General features: G+C 72.4%; 11 protein-coding genes. 6 read left to right on the top strand and 5 right to left on the bottom strand.

What is annotated here, in order from left to right; translation table 11 throughout:
- The first annotated feature begins 10 nt into the window (after window positions 1–10).
- Window positions 11–811, top strand: a complete 801-nt coding sequence (locus ABD339_RS18370; RefSeq protein ID WP_344567362.1) for an exodeoxyribonuclease III — start codon at window positions 11–13, stop codon at window positions 809–811.
- A 252-nt stretch (window positions 812–1,063) separates the two neighbouring features.
- A complete protein-coding gene (locus ABD339_RS18365) occupies window positions 1,064–4,261 on the top strand; it encodes an AfsR/SARP family transcriptional regulator (RefSeq protein WP_344567361.1) in 3,198 nt (1,065 codons plus the stop codon).
- 32 nt (window positions 4,262–4,293) lie between these two features.
- Here ABD339_RS18365 and ABD339_RS18360 read toward each other — a convergent pair whose 3' ends face one another.
- Window positions 4,294–4,524, bottom strand: coding sequence for a hypothetical protein (locus ABD339_RS18360; protein ID WP_344567360.1), 231 nt, complete (start codon window positions 4,522–4,524; stop codon window positions 4,294–4,296).
- Between the two features lie 153 nt (window positions 4,525–4,677).
- Window positions 4,678–5,661, bottom strand: coding sequence for a MerR family transcriptional regulator (locus tag ABD339_RS18355; RefSeq protein WP_344567359.1), 984 nt, complete (start codon window positions 5,659–5,661; stop codon window positions 4,678–4,680).
- A gap of 214 nt (window positions 5,662–5,875) precedes the next feature.
- Between ABD339_RS18355 and ABD339_RS18350 the strand changes: the two genes are divergently transcribed.
- The 3 genes from ABD339_RS18350 to ABD339_RS18340 all read left to right on the top strand — a co-directional run bounded on the left by ABD339_RS18350 (window position 5,876) and on the right by ABD339_RS18340 (window position 9,395).
- A complete protein-coding gene (locus ABD339_RS18350) occupies window positions 5,876–7,465 on the top strand; it encodes a flavin-containing monooxygenase (protein WP_344567358.1) in 1,590 nt (529 codons plus the stop codon).
- Window positions 7,466–7,560: 95 nt separating this feature from the next.
- Window positions 7,561–8,511: an alpha/beta fold hydrolase gene (locus ABD339_RS18345; RefSeq protein ID WP_344567357.1), complete on the top strand. Its 951-nt coding sequence runs from the start codon at window positions 7,561–7,563 to the stop codon at window positions 8,509–8,511.
- A complete protein-coding gene (locus ABD339_RS18340; protein WP_344567356.1) occupies window positions 8,508–9,395 on the top strand; it encodes an SDR family oxidoreductase in 888 nt (295 codons plus the stop codon). Before ABD339_RS18345 ends, ABD339_RS18340 begins: the two co-directional genes overlap by 4 nt.
- A gap of 114 nt (window positions 9,396–9,509) precedes the next feature.
- Here ABD339_RS18340 and ABD339_RS18335 read toward each other — a convergent pair whose 3' ends face one another.
- Both ABD339_RS18335 and ABD339_RS18330 read right to left on the bottom strand, forming a co-directional pair.
- Window positions 9,510–9,689: a hypothetical protein gene (locus ABD339_RS18335; protein WP_344567355.1), complete on the bottom strand. Its 180-nt coding sequence runs from the start codon at window positions 9,687–9,689 to the stop codon at window positions 9,510–9,512.
- Between the two features lie 95 nt (window positions 9,690–9,784).
- Complete coding sequence (locus ABD339_RS18330; RefSeq protein WP_344567353.1) at window positions 9,785–13,327, bottom strand: S41 family peptidase; 3,543 nt, start codon at window positions 13,325–13,327, stop codon at window positions 9,785–9,787.
- Between the two features lie 290 nt (window positions 13,328–13,617).
- Between ABD339_RS18330 and ABD339_RS18325 the strand changes: the two genes are divergently transcribed.
- Window positions 13,618–15,861 (top strand): MMPL family transporter, encoded by a 2,244-nt coding sequence (locus ABD339_RS18325; RefSeq protein WP_344567351.1) that lies wholly within the window; start codon window positions 13,618–13,620, stop codon window positions 15,859–15,861.
- A gap of 252 nt (window positions 15,862–16,113) precedes the next feature.
- On the opposite strand, the gene ABD339_RS18320 is transcribed toward ABD339_RS18325, so the two are convergent.
- Window positions 16,114–16,527: an SsgA family sporulation/cell division regulator gene (locus tag ABD339_RS18320; protein WP_344567349.1), complete on the bottom strand. Its 414-nt coding sequence runs from the start codon at window positions 16,525–16,527 to the stop codon at window positions 16,114–16,116.
- Window positions 16,528–16,788: the final 261 nt, after the last annotated feature.

The following is a 16,788-nucleotide window of genomic DNA, read 5'->3' as shown; positions in this document are numbered from 1 at the left end:
AGGTGCACGGATGCGCAAGGTCACCACAGTCAATGTCAACGGTCTCCGGGCTGCCGCCAAGAAGGGCTACGCGGAGTGGCTGGCGGCCACGGAAGCGGAGGTGATCTGCCTCCAGGAAGTCCGGGCCGAGCCGGAACAACTCGCCGAGACGGTGCGGTATCCGGAGGGCTGGCACGCCTTCTACGCGCCCTCGTCGGCCAAGGGCAGGGCGGGGGTCGCGCTGCTTACGCGGCGTGAGCCCGAGAGCGTGCGGGTGGGATTCGGCACAGCCGAGTTCGAGAACTCGGGACGGTACGTCGAGGCGGACCTGCCGGGGCTCACCGTCGCCAGTTTGTACCTGCCCTCCGGTGAGGTCGGCACCGAGCGGCAGGAGGAGAAGGAACGCTTCATGGCGGCGTTCCTGCCCTACCTGTGCGACCTGCGTGAGCGGTCGGCGGCGGCCGGGCGCGAGGTGCTCGTCTGCGGCGACTGGAACATCGCCCACCAGGAGGCCGACTTGAAGAACTGGCGCGGCAACCGCAAGAACTCCGGCTTCCTGCCCGAGGAGCGGGCCTGGCTCTCCCGCGTTCTGGACCCGGCCGACGGGGGGTACACCGACGTCGTCCGCTCGCTTCATCCGGATACCGAGGGGCCGTACTCGTGGTGGTCCTACCGGGGGCGGGCCTTCGACAACGACGCCGGGTGGCGCATTGACTACCACATGGCTACGCAGGGGCTTGCCGGGCGGGCGGTGAAGGCGTATGTGGAGCGGGCCGCGGAGCATGTGCTTCGGTGGAGTGATCATGCGCCGGTTACGGTTGATTACGGCTGAGGTTCCCCCTGCGGGCCGGTGGCGCGCTTTCTTCTGGGGCTTCGTCTTCTGGGGGCTTCGCCTCGCATTTCCCTGATCGCCTCATCTGGACCCCTCGTGCGCGGTGCATGCGGTAAAGGGGGCATGCGCCGCCCCGCGCACCCGTGCGCCCCTGCCCGCTCCCCCTCCGCGCGGCGCAAAAGTTGAAGTACCTCGCACTTATCGCGCGGGCTTCCGCGCGGCAGAGAAAGCCGTGACAACGGCAGGGGGGCGATGGTGATCTTCGTTGCGCTGGGCAGCCCTCTCGAACTGTGGGACCGCGGCGAGCAGTTCCCGCTCGGGTCCGTCAAGCAGCGCTGCGTGCTCGCCGTGCTGCTGCATGCCCGGGGGGAGCCCGTTGCCGCCGGTACGGTGATCGACCGGGTGTGGGGGGACGAGGCGCCGGAGAAGGCCACCGAATCGCTGCGTGCCTATGTGTCGCGGTCGCGGGGGGTCCTGGCGTCGGCCGTGGGCGACCGGGCGCGTATCGCCCACCGGTCGCCGGGGCTCTACCAGTTGCTCGTGGACGACGAGGACGTCGATCTGCACCGCTTCCAGCGGCTGCGTGCCGACGCGAGGGCCGCGGCGGGGCGGGGGGAGCGCCGGATGGCCATCGGGCTGCTGAACACCGCGGAGTCGATGTGGCACGGGGAGCCCTTCGCCGAGTTCAGCAGCGACTGGGGCTATTCCGTACGGTCCCGGCTGCACGAGGATCTGCGAGGTGTGCGGGAGGAGCGCATCCGGCTGGCGCTCGACATGGGGCAGCATGCCGAACTGGTGGGCGAGCTGCTCCAGCTCGCCGCCGAGTATCCGACGGCGCAGGGCCTCATCGGGCTGCTCATGACGGCTCTCTACCGGTGCGGGCGCACCGAGGAGGCGCTGGGTCACTATCTGGCGTGCCGCCGTCAGCTCCGCGACGGCCTGGGCATCGAGCCGGGCGCGGAACTGAGCAAGCTGCACGGCCGCATCCTGGAACAGGACCAGTCGCTGCTGCGTCCCGAGGGCGTTCAGGCAGCAGCGGCCGTCCCCCGCGCGGCCCGTCCGGCGGCAGGGCCGCGCAACAACCTGCCGCGCGACATCCGTGACTTCACCGGACGCGCGCGCGAACTGTCGCTGCTGGCCGGGACGGCGGAGCGGGACGGCAGGACGTCCGGGATCACCGTGATCCACGGCATGCCGGGGGTGGGCAAGACGGCGCTGGCCCTCCGCGCGGCGCACCAGCTGGCCTCCCGGTATCCGGACGGGGTCTTCTACGTCGAGCTGCGCGGATACGACGACCAGCCCCGGTGCGAGCCCGCCGAGGCGCTCGGGCTGCTGCTGGGGGACGCCGAGGCGCCGCACGACCGGGAGTCCGCCTCGCTGGATGAGTGGACCCGCCGCTGGCGCGAATGGACGGCCAGGCACCGGGCGCTGCTGATCCTCGACGACGCCCGCGACGAGCGGCAGGTGGGCCCGCTGCTGCCCGTCGGCCCCGGCTGCCGGGCCATCATCACCAGCCGCAACCGGCTGCGTGCGCTGGAGGGGGTGAACTGCCTTCCGCTCGATGTGCTCACCGAGAGCGACGCCACCACCCTCTTCACGCGGATCGTGGGCGATGCCCGCGTACCGGAGAGCGGCGCGCTGCGCCGCGCGGTGGGGGTCTTCGGCGGTCACCCGCTCTCCATCCAGCTGCTCGCCAGCGGTTTCCGGCACCGTGAGTCGTGGGACCTGGGTTTTCTCGCGGACCGGGTGGGGCAGGCCGCCGACCCGCTCAGCGAGCTGGAACACGACGTGGTGGGCTCGGCTTTCCGGCTCAGCTACACCGCGCTCGGCGAGAGCGCCCAGCGCCTCTTCCGGCGGCTCGCGCTCCACCCCGGGCCCGACCTGACGGTCTCCGCCGCGGCTGCCCTCGCGGAGCTGGACGCCGGTTCCGTCCGGCGCGCGCTGGCGACGCTGCTGGATCACCACCTGGTGGACGAGCCCCTTCCGGAGCGGTACGCGCTGCACGACCTCGCCCGCGCCTTCGGCCGCCGGCTGTGCGAGGAGGAGGATCCGGTTCCGGTGCGCCGGGACGCCTTCGAGCGGCTGCTCGACCACTATCTGTCGGCCGCCGACCGCGCGGACAGAGCGGCCCATCCGCGCCGTCGCCGCCTGCCCCTCGGGCCGTCGCACGCCCGGCCGGACGCGGGCGCGCCGGACTTCGGCAGCGCGGAAGAGGCTTCGGCGTGGCTGTGGGCCGAGCGCTCCAACCTCCTGGCCGTGGCGCGCTCGGCCGCACGCCGCTCGCCCCGGCACGCGAGACTCTTCCCCCACGTACTCGCCCAGGCGCTGAAGCTGTGGGCCGTCTGGGACATCGCGGCCGAACTGCACGGCGCGGCCGTGTGCGCGCTGCGGACGGTGTACGGGGCGGGGGCGCGGAGCGGGGCGGACGCGATGGCGCGGGAGCTGGCGCAGGCGCTGGTGGAGATGGCCGATGTGGCGGCGCAGCAGAGCCACGAGAAGGCGCTGGGCCATGCCGTGGAGGCGGCCTCCTTGTTCGCGCGCTGCGGTGACGACCACGGTCGCGCCGCGGCCCTCTTCCAGGCGGGCCGCGCCCATCTCGCCGCGGGACGCCAGCGCGAGACCCTCGGCGCGCTCGAGATGTCCCTGCGCCTCTACCGGGCGGTCGGCGACGAGTACGGGGAGGCCGAGGCGCTCAACGTGGAGGGCGTGGCCCTGCACTACGCGGGCGACTACGAACAGGCGCTGGAGAGGTTCCGCCAGGTCTTCGCCATTCATGAGCGTGCCCAGGACCCGTTCGGAGAGGCCACAGCGCTCAACAATATTGGCGAGATCTACTGTCTTGAGGGCAGATACGAGGCGGCCCGCCGCTATTTCGAAGAGGCGCTGACGCGAGTCCGACGGGTCGGCGGGCACCTCGATGTCGCCCTGGTGGACGGCAACCTCGGCGCCGTCCACCAGGCCACGGGCGCCACGGGGCCGGCCCGCGCCTGCTACCTGCGGGCCCTCACCAGTTACCGCCGCAGCGGGGACGCCTCCGGCGAGGCGGACACGCTCATCCTCCTTGGCTCCGCGTGCGCCGAGGCCCGCCGCTTCGGCGAGGCGGCGGAGCACCTGCGGATGGCCGAGGAGGTGGCGCGCGGTGTGGGCAACGTCTATGAATGCCAGCGCGCGGTATGCGGTCTGGCGGATGTGCAGCGGCAGTCGGGCCACTTCGAGGCGGCCCAGGAGTCGTACGAGGAGTCCCTCGGCATGGCCAGAGAGATCGACTTCACGCGGGGGATCGCCCAGGCGCTCGACGGGATGGCACGCACCGCGCTCGCGCTCCGGGAGGCCGGGCAGGCGGCGCGCTACGGGAGGGAGGCCATCGCCCTTTATGCAAGGCTTGAAGCCACGGCGGAGGCCGCCTCCCTGCGCGACCTCCTCGGCGAAGCCGGGGCCACCGGGCCGTAGGGATGGTCGGCCCGGTGCGCCCCGCCCTGGGGTCAGATGGTGGCGACCCTGGGCGCGAACCACTTCATACGGGCCTCGGTGGTGACGGCGGCCTGGTGCGCAACGGTCGGGCTCGTCGTCGAAGTCGCGGGTTCTGTCCGGGACTTCGAGGACTGGGAGGTGGTCGAAGAGAGAGGGGCTGTCTCGGACGCCTCCTGGGCACCGAGGCCGCCGATGGCCAGTGCGAGCAGTGTGAGGGCGGCGATTCCGAGCGTGCGGCGCATGGTTCTCCCGGGGTTCCAGTCGGCGTCATTGGCAACAGACCATGATCGTACCGCTACTTGTACGCACACATGACCCAATGCGGCGCCCATGTCCGATTATTGGTCGAAAGCGTTCAACCATTTGAGTAAAGAACCAGAGGCAACCATCAACGATCACGCGGAGGGTGACGCCGTGCTGCCTCCGTCCGCCCCGTCCGCCCCGTCCGCCCCGTCCGCTCTGGGCTCCTCGTCCGCCCCGTCCTCCCTGGGCCCCCCGTCCTTCTCGTCGTCCTCCGCCGCGCCCCCGCTCAGCCACGCCTCCAGCTCTGTCCGCACGCGGCGGTCCAGGGCGAGGCCCAGTTCCGCTTCCACGACCTGTCTGGCCAGCGGTGCCACGCGGGTGAGCAGGCCGGAGAGTTCGGCGGGGTCGGTGGTGTTCTGGAGGGGGAGGAGGTGGGTGCGGAAGAGGCGGGCGAACAGGGCGGCGATCTCGTCGGTCCTGGAGCGCAGTTCGCGGCCCGCTTCGAGGACGGCGGCCAACGGGATCCCCTTGGCGACCAGTTCCGCCGAACCCTCCAGCAGGCGGCGGCTGGTGTGGACGAACTCGTCGCCGTCGATGGCCACATAGCCGATGTCCAGCGAGGCGGCGAGGTTGTCCACGGTCACCTCGCCCTGGAAATAGTCGGCCAGCTCCTCCGGGGTCAGCCGTACGGGGGTCTCCTCGGAGAACGGGGTGGCCGGCGCGCTGTCCAGGCCCATCACCTCGGCGGCCGTGCGGGCGTCGCGGCCCTTTTCGAAGGCGGCCATCAAGTCGGCGATGCCCCCGAGGGTGTGGCCGCGCGCCAGGAGCGCGGTGATGCTGCGCAGCCGGGCGAGGTGGTGCTCGTCGTACCAGGCGATACGGCCCTCGCGGCGGGGCGGTGGCAGCAGTTTGCGTTCGCGGTAGAAGCGCAGGGTGCGGGGGGTGATGCCGGCCGCCTCGGCCAGCTCGGCCGCGCGGTACTCCCGCCGCTGGGCGGCGGGCCCGGGGTGAGGCCCCGGAGGCCCGGGGGGTGTGGGGCCGGTCTCTTCCGGTGACGGCGGCGGGCCCGCCGCCTCGTGGGCCTCGTGGGCCGTTCTGCCGCCGTCCGCCCGGTGTTGCTCGTTCGCGCTCGCCACGGAGTCAGCCTATGCGCCGGGGTCCGGTGGGGACGGGGGTGCGACAGCCGGTGACTTTCCCGCGATTTCTCCGCGCAGAGGGCTACCCACGAGTATCCGGGCTGTCCTACTCTCGAAAAGTGCCAGTGATTACTGGCGCGGTCTGGCCGAGTACGGCTGAGTCTGAATCTGAGCCTGAATCTGAGTCCACTGCGGATCTCCGGGAGGCGGCGGCATGGCGGCCGAGCAGGAGCAGGAGCACGTACGGGTGGCGGTGATCGGATCCGGATTCGGCGGCCTGGGGGCCGCCGTCCGGCTGCGCCGCGAGGGAGTGACCGATTTCGTCGTCCTGGAACGCCGGGAGTCCGTCGGCGGCACCTGGTACGACAACACCTATCCGGGGTGCGCGTGCGACATCCCCTCGCACCTGTACTCGTTCTCGTTCGCGCCCAACGCCGAGTGGCCGCGCGCCTTTTCCTCCCAGCCGGACATCCACGCCTACCTCGACCGGGTCGCCGACACCTTCGGCCTGCGCCGGCACATCCGCTTCGGTACCGAAGCGCAGCGGATGAGCTGGGACTCCGAGGAACTGCACTGGCGGGTGGAGACCTCGGCCGGAACCCTGACCGCGGACGTGGTCGTCTCCGCCGCCGGGCCGCTCTCCGAGCCGAAGCTGCCGGACATCCCCGGGCTGGACGGCTTCCAGGGCAAGGTCTTCCACTCGGCCGACTGGGACCACTCCTACGACCTGCGCGGCAAACGCGTCGCCGTCATCGGCACCGGCGCCTCGGCCATCCAGATCATCCCGGCCCTCCAGCCCGTCGTCGGCGAGCTGACCGTCTTCCAGCGCACCCCCGCCTGGGTGCTCCCGCGCAACGACCGCCGCATCACCCGCTTCGAGCAGAAGCTGCACGCCAGGCTGCCCGTCACCCAGAAGCTGCGGCGCTTCGCGCTGTGGGGGGTACGGGAGCTGGAGACGCGGGTCTTCGCCGACCATCCGGGGCTGCTGCCCGCCGTGGAGAAGGTCTCCGCCGCGCACATGCGGCGCGCCGTCAAGGACCCGGCGCTGCGCCGCAAGCTGTCCCCCGACTACCGCGTCGGCTGCAAGCGCGCCCTGCTGTCCAACGACTACTATCCGGCGCTCGCGCAGCCCAACGCGCACGTCATCGACTCGGGCCTGAAGGAGATCCGCGGGAACACGCTCGTCTCCGCCGACGGCCGGGAGGCGGAGGCCGACGCCATCGTCTTCTGCAGCGGCTTCCACGTCTCCGACATGCCCGTCGCCCGCCTGGTCAAGGGAGTCAACGGCGAGACGCTGGCCGAGTCCTGGGCCGAGGACGGCATGAACGCGCTGCGCGGGACGACCAGCACCGGCTTCCCCAACTTCCTGTTCGTCATCGGCCCCAACACCGGCCTGGGCACCAGCTCGATGATCCTGATCATCGAGGCCCAGCTGAATTACCTGGCCGACTACCTGCGCAAACTCGACACCCTCGGCGGCGGGGACAAAGCCGCGCTGGATGTACGGCCCATCGCCCAGCACGCCTACAACGCGAAGTTGCGCGAGCGCATCAAATCCAGCGTGTGGGCATCCGGTTGCACCAGTTGGTATCTGGACGCGCGCGGGCGGCCCGTCGCCGTGTGGCCGGGGACGACCGCGGAATTCCGCAGGATCACCCGCGAGGTGTGGCTGGAGGAGTACGAGGTGCTGCGCGCACCGCGTACCGGCGGCCAGGGCGCCCGGCGCAAAGCCCCGCTGCTGGCGGGCAGCATCAAGGAGAGCGCGGCCACCGGCACCGGCCGCCCGGCGGAGGGCAGGCGATGAGCGCGTTCACCCGAAGGGGAGCCGAGTCCCGCATGAACGGGCCGGCGGGACGGCCAGGACGGCCGGCGGGGCCCTCGGGGCGGCCTGGGGGACCGGTGCGGCCGACCGGACCGACCGGACTGACCGGCCGGTACGCGCCGCCCGAGCCCGCGCGCGAGCTGAGCGCGCGTGCGGGGGACGGGGTGCGCCTGCCCGTCGAAGTGCACGGCCGCGACGGCGACCCCGCCGTCGTCCTCGCCCACGGCTGGACGTGCAGCACCCTGTTCTGGGCGCCCGTGATCCGCGAACTGACCGCCGGTGGCCACCGGGTGATCGTCTACGACCAGCGCGGCCACGGCCGCAGCCCCGCGGCGGCCCTGCCCCAGGCGTACAGCACGGCCATGCTCGCCGACGACCTGTGCGCCGTCCTCGACGCAGCGCTGGAGCCGGGCGAACGGGCTGTCATCGGCGGGCACTCCATGGGCGGCATGACGCTCATGGCGGCAGCGGGACGCCCCGAACTGCGGGAGCACGGAGCCGCGTTGCTGCTGTGCAGTACGGGTGCGCGACACCTCACGGGGGAGGCGCGCGTGCTGCCCTTCCGCTCCGAGCGCGTACGCGCCACCGCGCACCGGCTGCTGCTGGGCTCCCGCGCGCCCCTGGGGCCCGTCACCCCCCTGACCCGTCGCGCGCTCGCCTACGGGACGCTGGGATCGGCCCCGCCACCGGGGGCTGTCGAGGCGACGGCGCGCATCGTGCACGCCTGCCCCGCCGGGGTGCGCGCCGCGTGGGGCGGGGTGCTGGCCGGGCTCGACCTCTCGGCGAAAGTGCCGCGCCTGGACGCGCCGACCGCCGTCGTCAGCGGCACCCACGACCGCCTCACCCCCCTCCCGCAGGCGCGCCGCCTGGCCGCACTGCTGCCCCACTGCACCGGCCTCCACGAGCTGGCCGGGCGCGGCCACATGACGCCGCTGGAGGAGCCGGAAACCCTCGCCGAGGTGCTCGCCGCCCTCGCCGCGAACCACCTCACCGCCACCGCCGCACCCGTCAGTGAGGAGAGCGCATGAGCCGCGTCGGTCTGGAGGGACAGGTCGCCGTCATCACCGGCGCTGCCCGGGGCGTGGGCGCGCTGCTCGCCCGCAAGATGGCGGCGCGCGGCGCGCGGATCGCCCTCGTCGGCCTGGAGCCCGACGCACTGCGGACCGTCCGCGACTCGCTGTACACGGACTCCGCGTACTGGCACGCGGACGTCACCGACCACGAGGCCATGGCGCGGGTCGCCCGCGAAGTCAAGGACCATTTCGGCAAGGTGGACATCGCCGTCGCCAACGCCGGGGTGGCGGCCGGGGGCCCGTTCATGGACTCCGACCCCGTCGCCTGGCGGCGCGTGATCGAGGTCAACCTCATCGGCGGCGCCGTCACCGGGCGGGCCTTCCTGCCCCTCCTGTGCGCGTCACGCGGCTACTTCCTCCAGATCGCCTCCCTGGCCGCCATCACCCCGGCGCCGATGATGACCGCGTACTGCGCCTCCAAGTCCGGCGTCGAAGCGTTCGCGCACAGCCTGCGCGCGGAAGTCGCCCACAAGGGAGTGCGGGTCGGCGTCGGCTATCTGAGCTGGACCGACACGGACATGGTGCGCGGCGCGGACGAGAACGAGGTCCTGCGCGACATACGGCAGCGGCTGCCGTGGCCCACCAACAAGACCTATCCGCTGGGCCCCGCCGTCGATCGCCTGGTGGCCGGTATCGAACGCCGCTCGGCGCACACGTACGGCCAGTGGTGGCTGCGCGGCATGCAGGGCGTACGCGGCTGCCTCCCGTCCGCCATCGGCGGGCCCCTCGGCCGGCGCAAGGTCGAAGCGGTCGTGCCGAGGCTGCAGGCCCCGGGGCTGCCCACGGGGCTCATGGGCGCGGGCGGCGAAGCCGACGAGAAGGCGCGCGCTTCGCGCTAGCCGCCACCTTTCCGGAGTTCGCCCGATTCAGCCGGATTTCGGCCCCGCCGCGGGTGGGGCCCGTCCCTCTCTTGTGCCCGTCGCGGCGGGGGAAAAGGGGCTCCCCTTCAGCGGTCAGTGGTTTTCATCGGTCCAGTCCTTGGCTTTTTCCTTGGCCTTGCCCTGGGCCTTGTCCTTCATCTCCTGGGTCCGGTCGCCCTGTTGGGCGGAGCCCTTGGAGCTGTCGTCCTTCTTCCCCTTGGCCTTGTGCTGAAGCTGCTCGGCCTTCTCCTTGAACTGGTCTGCGAGGCCCATGGTCTCTCCTCTGGGGTGCGGGTACTCAGGGGCTTTTCCAGCCTGGCACGCCGGGGCGTAACTCGCATTCCGTAGTAAAAGGTGCGGCGTCGGGATCAGCCCCGTCCCGGGCGCCCTCCACGGCGGGGCGGCAGCGGCGGGCGGGAGCGGTCCGGGGCTTCGCTGTAGTCGGGCGGGACCCGTGCGGGGTGCCGCTCCAGGAGGCCGAGCGCGGTGCGGACGGCCGTCTCCAGGACGGAGTGGCGGCCCTCGGCCCAGTCCAGCGGGGTGCGCAGGGCCTCGATGTCCGGAGCCACGCCGCGGTTCTCGACCGACCATCCGTAGCCGTCGAACCATGCCGCGTTCATCGGCACGGTGATCACCGTGCCGTCCCCGAGCCGGTGGCGGCCGGTCATGCCGACGACCCCGCCCCAGGTGCGGGTGCCGATCACGGGGCCGAGGCCGAGCAGCCGGAACGCGGCGATGATCATGTCGCCGTCGGAGGCCGTGGCCTCGTCGGCGACCGCGACGACGGGGCCGCGTGGCGCGTTGCTCGCGTAGCTGACCGGCTGCGCGTCGCGCGTCAGGTCCCAGCCGAGGATCGTGCGGGTCAGTTTTTCCAGGACGAGTTCGCTGATGTGGCCGCCCGCGTTGCCCCGTACGTCCACGATCAGCGCGGGGCGCGAGACTTCCATGCGCAGGTCGCGGTTGAACTGTGCCCAGCCGGAGCCGCCCATGTCCGGGATGTGCAGGTAGCCGCACCGGCCGCCGCTCAGTTCGCGGACGACGTCGCGGCGCCGGGTGACCCAGTCCTGGTAGCGCAGCGGGCGCTCGTCGATCAGCGGTACGACGGCCACCCGGCGCGGTCCCGCCTGGTCGAGGGAGAGTTCGACGGTCGTCCCCCCGGCGGCGGCCAGCAGCGGACCGGGCCCGGCGACGGGATCGACTGGCCGCGCGTCGATGTGCGTGAGCAGCGCGTCCTCGCGTACGGGGGCGCCCGCCAGGGGTGAACGCGCCCGCGAGTCGGAGGAGTTGCCCGGCAGGATGCGCGCGAGCTGCCACGCGCCGTGCGGTGTGCGGATCAGGTCGGCGCCCAGGAGGCCGAGGGGCCGCTGGTAGTGGGGCGGGCCCTCGTCGCGCCGGGCCGGGGTCACATAGGCGTGCGAGGTGCCCAGTTCGCCGAGGACCTCGCGGATCAGGTCGGCGAACTCGTCGGGCGAGGCGACCCGTTCGACCAGCGGCCGGTATTGCGCGAGCACCGCGTCCCAGTCGATCCCGCTCATTCCCGGGTCCCAGAAGTACGCGCGGATCAGCCGCCCCGCCTCCTCGAACGACTGCCGCCACTCGGCGGCCGGATCGACCTCGTGGAGGATGCGGCGCAGGTCGATGTAGGTGGTCGAGTCGGCGTCCGCCTCCTGGTCGGCGGGGACGACCCGCAGCTCGCCCTCGTCGTTGACGACCAGCCGGGAGCCGTCGCCGCTGACCGCGAACGCGTCGATGTCGCTGGTCAGTTCGGTGCGCTTGGCGGTGGTGAGGTCGAAGTGTTCGAGGGTGGGGCGGCCGGTGGTGTCCGCCGGGTTCACGAACGTCTCGCCCAGTGCGCCGGAGATCGGATACCGCAGCCAGATGAGGCCGCCGCCCGCGACCGGGCACAGCGCCGCGTACTTCGAGGCGGTGACCGGGAACGGCGTCACCCGGCTCGCCAACCCCTCCGCCTCCACCAGCACCGTGACCTCGGGGCCCTCCTCGCCCTCCTCGGGCCGGTCCTGCGGGTCGAGCCCGCCGGCGGCCGGACGTCCCTCCGGGGTCAGCGCGAACGGCGAGAGCGTCGCCGAGGAGAGCGGCACCAGGTACGGGCGGCAGCCCAGCGGGAAGGAGAGGTCGCCGGTGTGCACGTCGTACACGGGGTCGAAGCCGCGCCAGGAGAGGAAGGCGAGGTAGCGCCCGTCGCGGGTGAAGACCGGCTGCTCGTCCTCGAACCGCCCGTCCGTCACATCCAGCACCAGCGCCGAGCACTCCGCCGCCGTGTCCGCAGCCGTGTCCGCCGTCGTTCCCGCCCCGGCCGCCGTCCCCGCCCCCGCCGTCGGCTCCGGGCCGCCGACCTTCGCGATCTTGATCTGGGAGAGCGAGCGTCCGATGCCGGGGTGGGCCCAGGCGAGCCACCGTGAGTCCGGCGAGAACGCCAGATCGTGCACGGGCCCGTTCGCGGAGCGGATCAGTTCGGTGATCTCCACGGCCGGCCCGTCCGCCGGGTCCGCGCCCTCGTCCGGCCGACCGGGCGGGCCCGCCGCTGCCGTGCCGGGGCCATCAGGGATTCCGGGGGTGTCAGGGACATCGACGAGCAGCAGCCGGCCGTCGTGCGCGGCGACGGCCAGCCGCTGACCGTCCGGCGAGGACACCAGTTCCAGTGCTCGCCCCAGGCGACCGGCGGCCACCCGGCGCGCGGGGCGGGGGCCGCTGGCGCGGGGCAGGTCCGCGATCTCGATGGCGTCCTCGCCCTCCGCGTCGGTGACGCAGGCGACGCGTCCGGTGTCGCCGAGCATCTCCGGCAGCCGCACCCGCACACCCGGCCGGTCGGCCAGCGCCCGCGCGGGCCCGTCCCGGTGGGTGAGCCAGTACAGGCTGCCGCGTACGCCCACCGCGCTGGCCCGGCCGGTCGGATCGACGGCCAGCGCGTCCAGGTGTGCCGCCGCCGGCACCTGGTACGTACGCCGCCCGGTGCGCGGGCCGCCCAGCCGGACGGTCAGCCGCCGGGGCCCCGCCTGCCGGGCGAAGTCGTCCACGAGCCACAGCTCGCCCGCGCACTGGTAGACCACGCGCCGCCCGTCGGTGGCCGCTTGCCGGGCGTAGAAGGCGTCGTGGTCGGTGTGCCGCCGCAGGTCGGAGCCGTCGGGGCGGCAGGAGTAGAGGTTGCCGGTGCCCTCGTGGTCGGAGAGGAAGGCCACCCGCCCGCCGACGAACATCACCGAGTCCAGGTGTCCGGCCAGGTCCGGCAGCAGCCGCTCGCCGTGCAGCCACAACCGGCCGGTGGCACCGCCCCGGTAGCGCTTCCAGGAGGCGGGCTCGTGCGGGGGAGTGCCGGTCAGCAGCAGCGTGCGCCGCTCGCCGTCCTGCTCGGCGACGGCGATGTCGGTGACGGGCCCCCAGGGCAGCCTGCTGCCGGGGCAGGGCGTCCCGGGCGCTTCCCCGTGCCGCTCCCCGGGCGCTTCCCCGTGCCGCTCCCCGGGCGCTTCCCCGTGCCGCTCCCCGCGCGGGCCGTCGGGTCCGGCGACCGGGACCCGGTAGGACCACGAGTAGTGCGCGAACGGCTGCCCGTGCGAGGCCACGGCCAGCACGTCGCCCTCGGGGGTCCAGCCGCAGACGCGGGTGTCGGTCGCGCCCCAGTACGTCAGCCGCCGGGCCGGTCCGCCCTCGACGGGGACGAGGTAGATCTCCGGGTCCAGGGAGCGCCAGTTGGTGTAGGCGATCAGCTGTCCGTCGGGGGAGAAGCGGGGGTGGCCGAGGCGGGTGCGGTCCACGGTCAGCCGCCGGGCCCGGCCCGGCCCGGAGTCCTCGGGCAGCGGGGCGACCCACAGGTCGTCCTCGGTGACGAAGGAGAGGAGGCCGCCGTGCAGATGCGGAAAGCGGAGGTAGGCGCCGTCGTCGGTCACCTGTCCCATGGTTCGGGGGGTTTCGCGCCCCGGCAAGTTGTGACATACCCCTCAATCCTCATCGGGAGTCACCCGTATGTGTGCGAGGAAGCGTCGATTGACATGAGCTGTCATTAATTCCGCCCGCTCCGGCCCATCCCGCCCGCTCCCGCCCGGTCCCGCCTATTCTGCCCGCTCCCGCCCATCCTGCCCGGTCCCGCCTATTCCGCTTACGTCCTGTAGATCCCGCCTGCCCCGTTCATAACGCTCATCCCCTTTCTTTCGTCCGTTCCGTCACTTCCCGACCGGAGACCGCACCCGTGGCCACCTTCTTGTACAAGCTCGGCAGGCTCGCCTTCCGGCGCCGCCGCATCGTCGCCCTCATATGGGTGGCGCTGCTGGTCGCGGCCGGGGTGGGCGCCTCCACCGCATCGAGCCCGCCCGACGACGAATTCGCACTGCCCGGCACGCAGTCCCAGAAAGCCTTCGACCTGCTGGAGGAGCGCTTCCCCGACGCCAACGCCGAGGGGGCCACCGCCCGGATGGTCTTCCGCGCCCCGACCGGGGAGAAGATCACGGCGACGGACAACAAGGCCGCCGTCAAGAAGACCATCGCCGAGCTGAGCGGCGGCCAGGCCGCCGCCGTCTCCGACCCCTTCGCCAAGGGGAGCGGGGCGATCAGCAAGGACGGCAGCATCGCCTACACCTCCGCCACCTACAAGGTCCCCGCGCAGGACATCACCGACAAGACCCGCGCCGGCATCGAGGACGCCGCCAAGGAGGCCCGTAGCGCGGGCCTGACGGTGGAGACCGGCGGCGACGCGATCCTCGTCGAGCCCGAGATGGGCAACGCGGAGATCATCGGCATCGCCATCGCGGCCGTCGTGCTCCTGCTGACCTTCGGCTCGCTGCTGGCGGCCGGACTTCCGCTGATCACCGCGCTGATCGGCGTGATGATCGGCATCTCGTCGATCACCGCGCTCGGCGCCACCCTCGGCCTGTCCGCCAACACCACCACCCTCGCGATGATGATCGGCCTCGCGGTCGGCATCGACTACGCGCTGTTCATCGCCTCCCGCTACCGCGCCGAGCTGACCGAGGGCAGAGACCGCGAGGAGGCGGTGGGCCGCGCCGTGGGAACGGCCGGTTCCGCCGTGGTCTTCGCGGGCCTGACGGTGGTGATCGCGCTGGTCGGGCTGTCGGTCGTCAATATCCCGGTGCTCACCAAGATGGGCATGGCGGCGGCCGGCACCGTCGTGATCGCCGTACTGGTCGCACTCACGCTCGTCCCGGCGGCGCTCGGCATGGCCGGCAAGCGGATCTTCGGCCGCCGGGTGCGCAAGGCCAACCCGGCGACGGGCGTGCCCCCGGCCGCCGACGCCGCGGGCCAGCGGCCGAAGATGGGCGTGCGCTGGGCGTCGTTCGTGCTGCGCCGTCCGGTGATCGTCCTGGTCACCGCGGTGCTGGCGCTGGGCGTCCTGGCGCTGCCGGTCAGTGCGATGAAGCTCGGCCTGCCCGATGAGGGCAACCAGCCGGCCGACACCACCCAGCGCAAGGCGTACGACCTGCTCTCGGACGGCTTCGGCGCCGGGTTCAACGGGCCGCTGATGACCGTGACCGACACCCGGGGCGCCGACGATCCCAAGGCCGCGGCGGCCGAGGTCGAGAAGCGGCTGAAGAAGGTGGACGGGGTGGTCGCGGTGACGCCTCCGCAGTTCAACAAGGGCGGCGACACCGCCACGTTGACCGTCGTGCCCGACTCCGGGCCCAGCGACGCGCGCACCGAGGACGTCGTCCACGCCCTCCGCGACCAGGCCGGCGACATCGAACGGGCGACCGGCGCCACGATGCTCGTCACCGGCTCGACGGCGGTGGCCATCGACTTCTCGCAGGTCATGAATGACGCACTGGTGCCCTACCTGGCGCTGGTCGTCGGTCTGGCCTTCGTCTTGCTGATGCTCGTCTTCCGCTCGGTGCTGGTGCCGCTGAAGGCCGCGCTCGGCTTCCTGCTGTCGGTGCTCGCCGCGCTGGGCTCCGTGGTGGCCGTCTTCCAGTGGGGCTGGCTGGCGGGCCTGCTGGGCGTGGAGCAGACCGGTCCGATCATGAGCATGATGCCGATCTTCATGATCGGTGTGATCTTCGGCCTCGCCATGGACTACGAGGTCTTCCTGGTTACGCGCGTGCGCGAGGCGTACGTCCACGGGGAGCGCCCGGGGCAGGCCATCGTCACCGGCTTCCGGCTCGGGGCGCGGGTGGTGACGGCTGCGGCGATCATCATGATCAGCGTCTTCGCCGGGTTCATCGGGACCTCCGAAGCGATGATCAAGATGATGGGCTTCGGGATGGCCATCGCCATCCTCTTCGACGCGTTCGTCGTCCGGATGGCGATCGTCCCCGCAGCCCTCGCCCTGCTGGGCCGACGCGCCTGGTGGCTGCCGCGCTGGCTGGACCGGCTGCTGCCGAACGTCGATGTCGAGGGCGAAGGTCTCCGCAAGGCCCTTCAGCCGGCCGGGTCCGCGCCCACCGTGCCGCACCAGCGCGAACCGGAGCGTACGGGGGTGTAGGTGCGTTCCTTGCGTTCGCTGCGTTCGCGGCGTCCACTGCGCTCGCCGCGGTGGACGCCGTCACACAGCGCCGCCACACACAGGTGCCCCCGCGCGGGACGGGAATCCGTCCGCCGGGGGCACTTTCCGCTGCTGCGGGGCGACCGCCTCCCGGCCGGAGGGCCGGGGGCCGGGGTGCCGGAGGGCCGGGTGCCGGGGTCTCCCGCCAGGGGAGCCGGTCGCCGCGGAGCCGCGGGGCGGGCCGGGTCGGTCTCACACGCCGCGGAGAAGGGCGGTGAGCCCTTCCTCCAAGTCGAGGCGTGAGCCTTCGCTGCCCGCGCCGACCAGGTCATAGGTGCAGCGCAGGAAGCTCCACAGATCCGCGCTCCGGAATTCGAGCACGGCGACCCCCTCCCCGGCGTGCAGCTCGATCACCGTGGACTCCACCCCGCAGGGCCATACGTGGACATCGCCCTCACCGGCCGGTCCCCGCAAGCCGGCGTCGAGCAGGTCCCGGGAGAAGGCCCAGACGACCTCGCCCCCGTCGAGGGAGATGTCGGAGGGGAAGACGATGTGCACGGCGAGCGGATCGTCCTGGTCATAGCGGAGCGCAGGGGAGAGCGGCCGGGTCGCTGGGGGCCGGGTGATCAGTTGGGCCTGCACGGTGTGGTGGATGACCTTGGACACATCTGCTCCTCTGGGTCGGGGACACCTGTTCCGCTCACAGCTCGGGACGGGTTGCCCCTTCGTCCTGTCAGACGCGTAGCGCGCCGGGACAGTCACCCAGGGGGCCAGGTGAGCTGTACCACAGATGGTGAAAATGTGACTCAGGTCACTCCTATTCTCGGGCGTTCCGTACACATCGAGCCGCCCTTGACGCGACACATACGCCACGAGGGTCACGGCCGTTCACGGGGATCGCGGCGGGATCATCTGTCCCGTCCGCCC

Origin of the sequence: Streptomyces axinellae (assembly GCF_039532135.1) — a bacterium.
Lineage (GTDB): Bacteria > Actinomycetota > Actinomycetes > Streptomycetales > Streptomycetaceae > Streptomyces > Streptomyces axinellae.
Note: the sequence above shows the minus strand (reverse complement) of the source record. Positions and strands in the feature narration are given on the sequence as shown.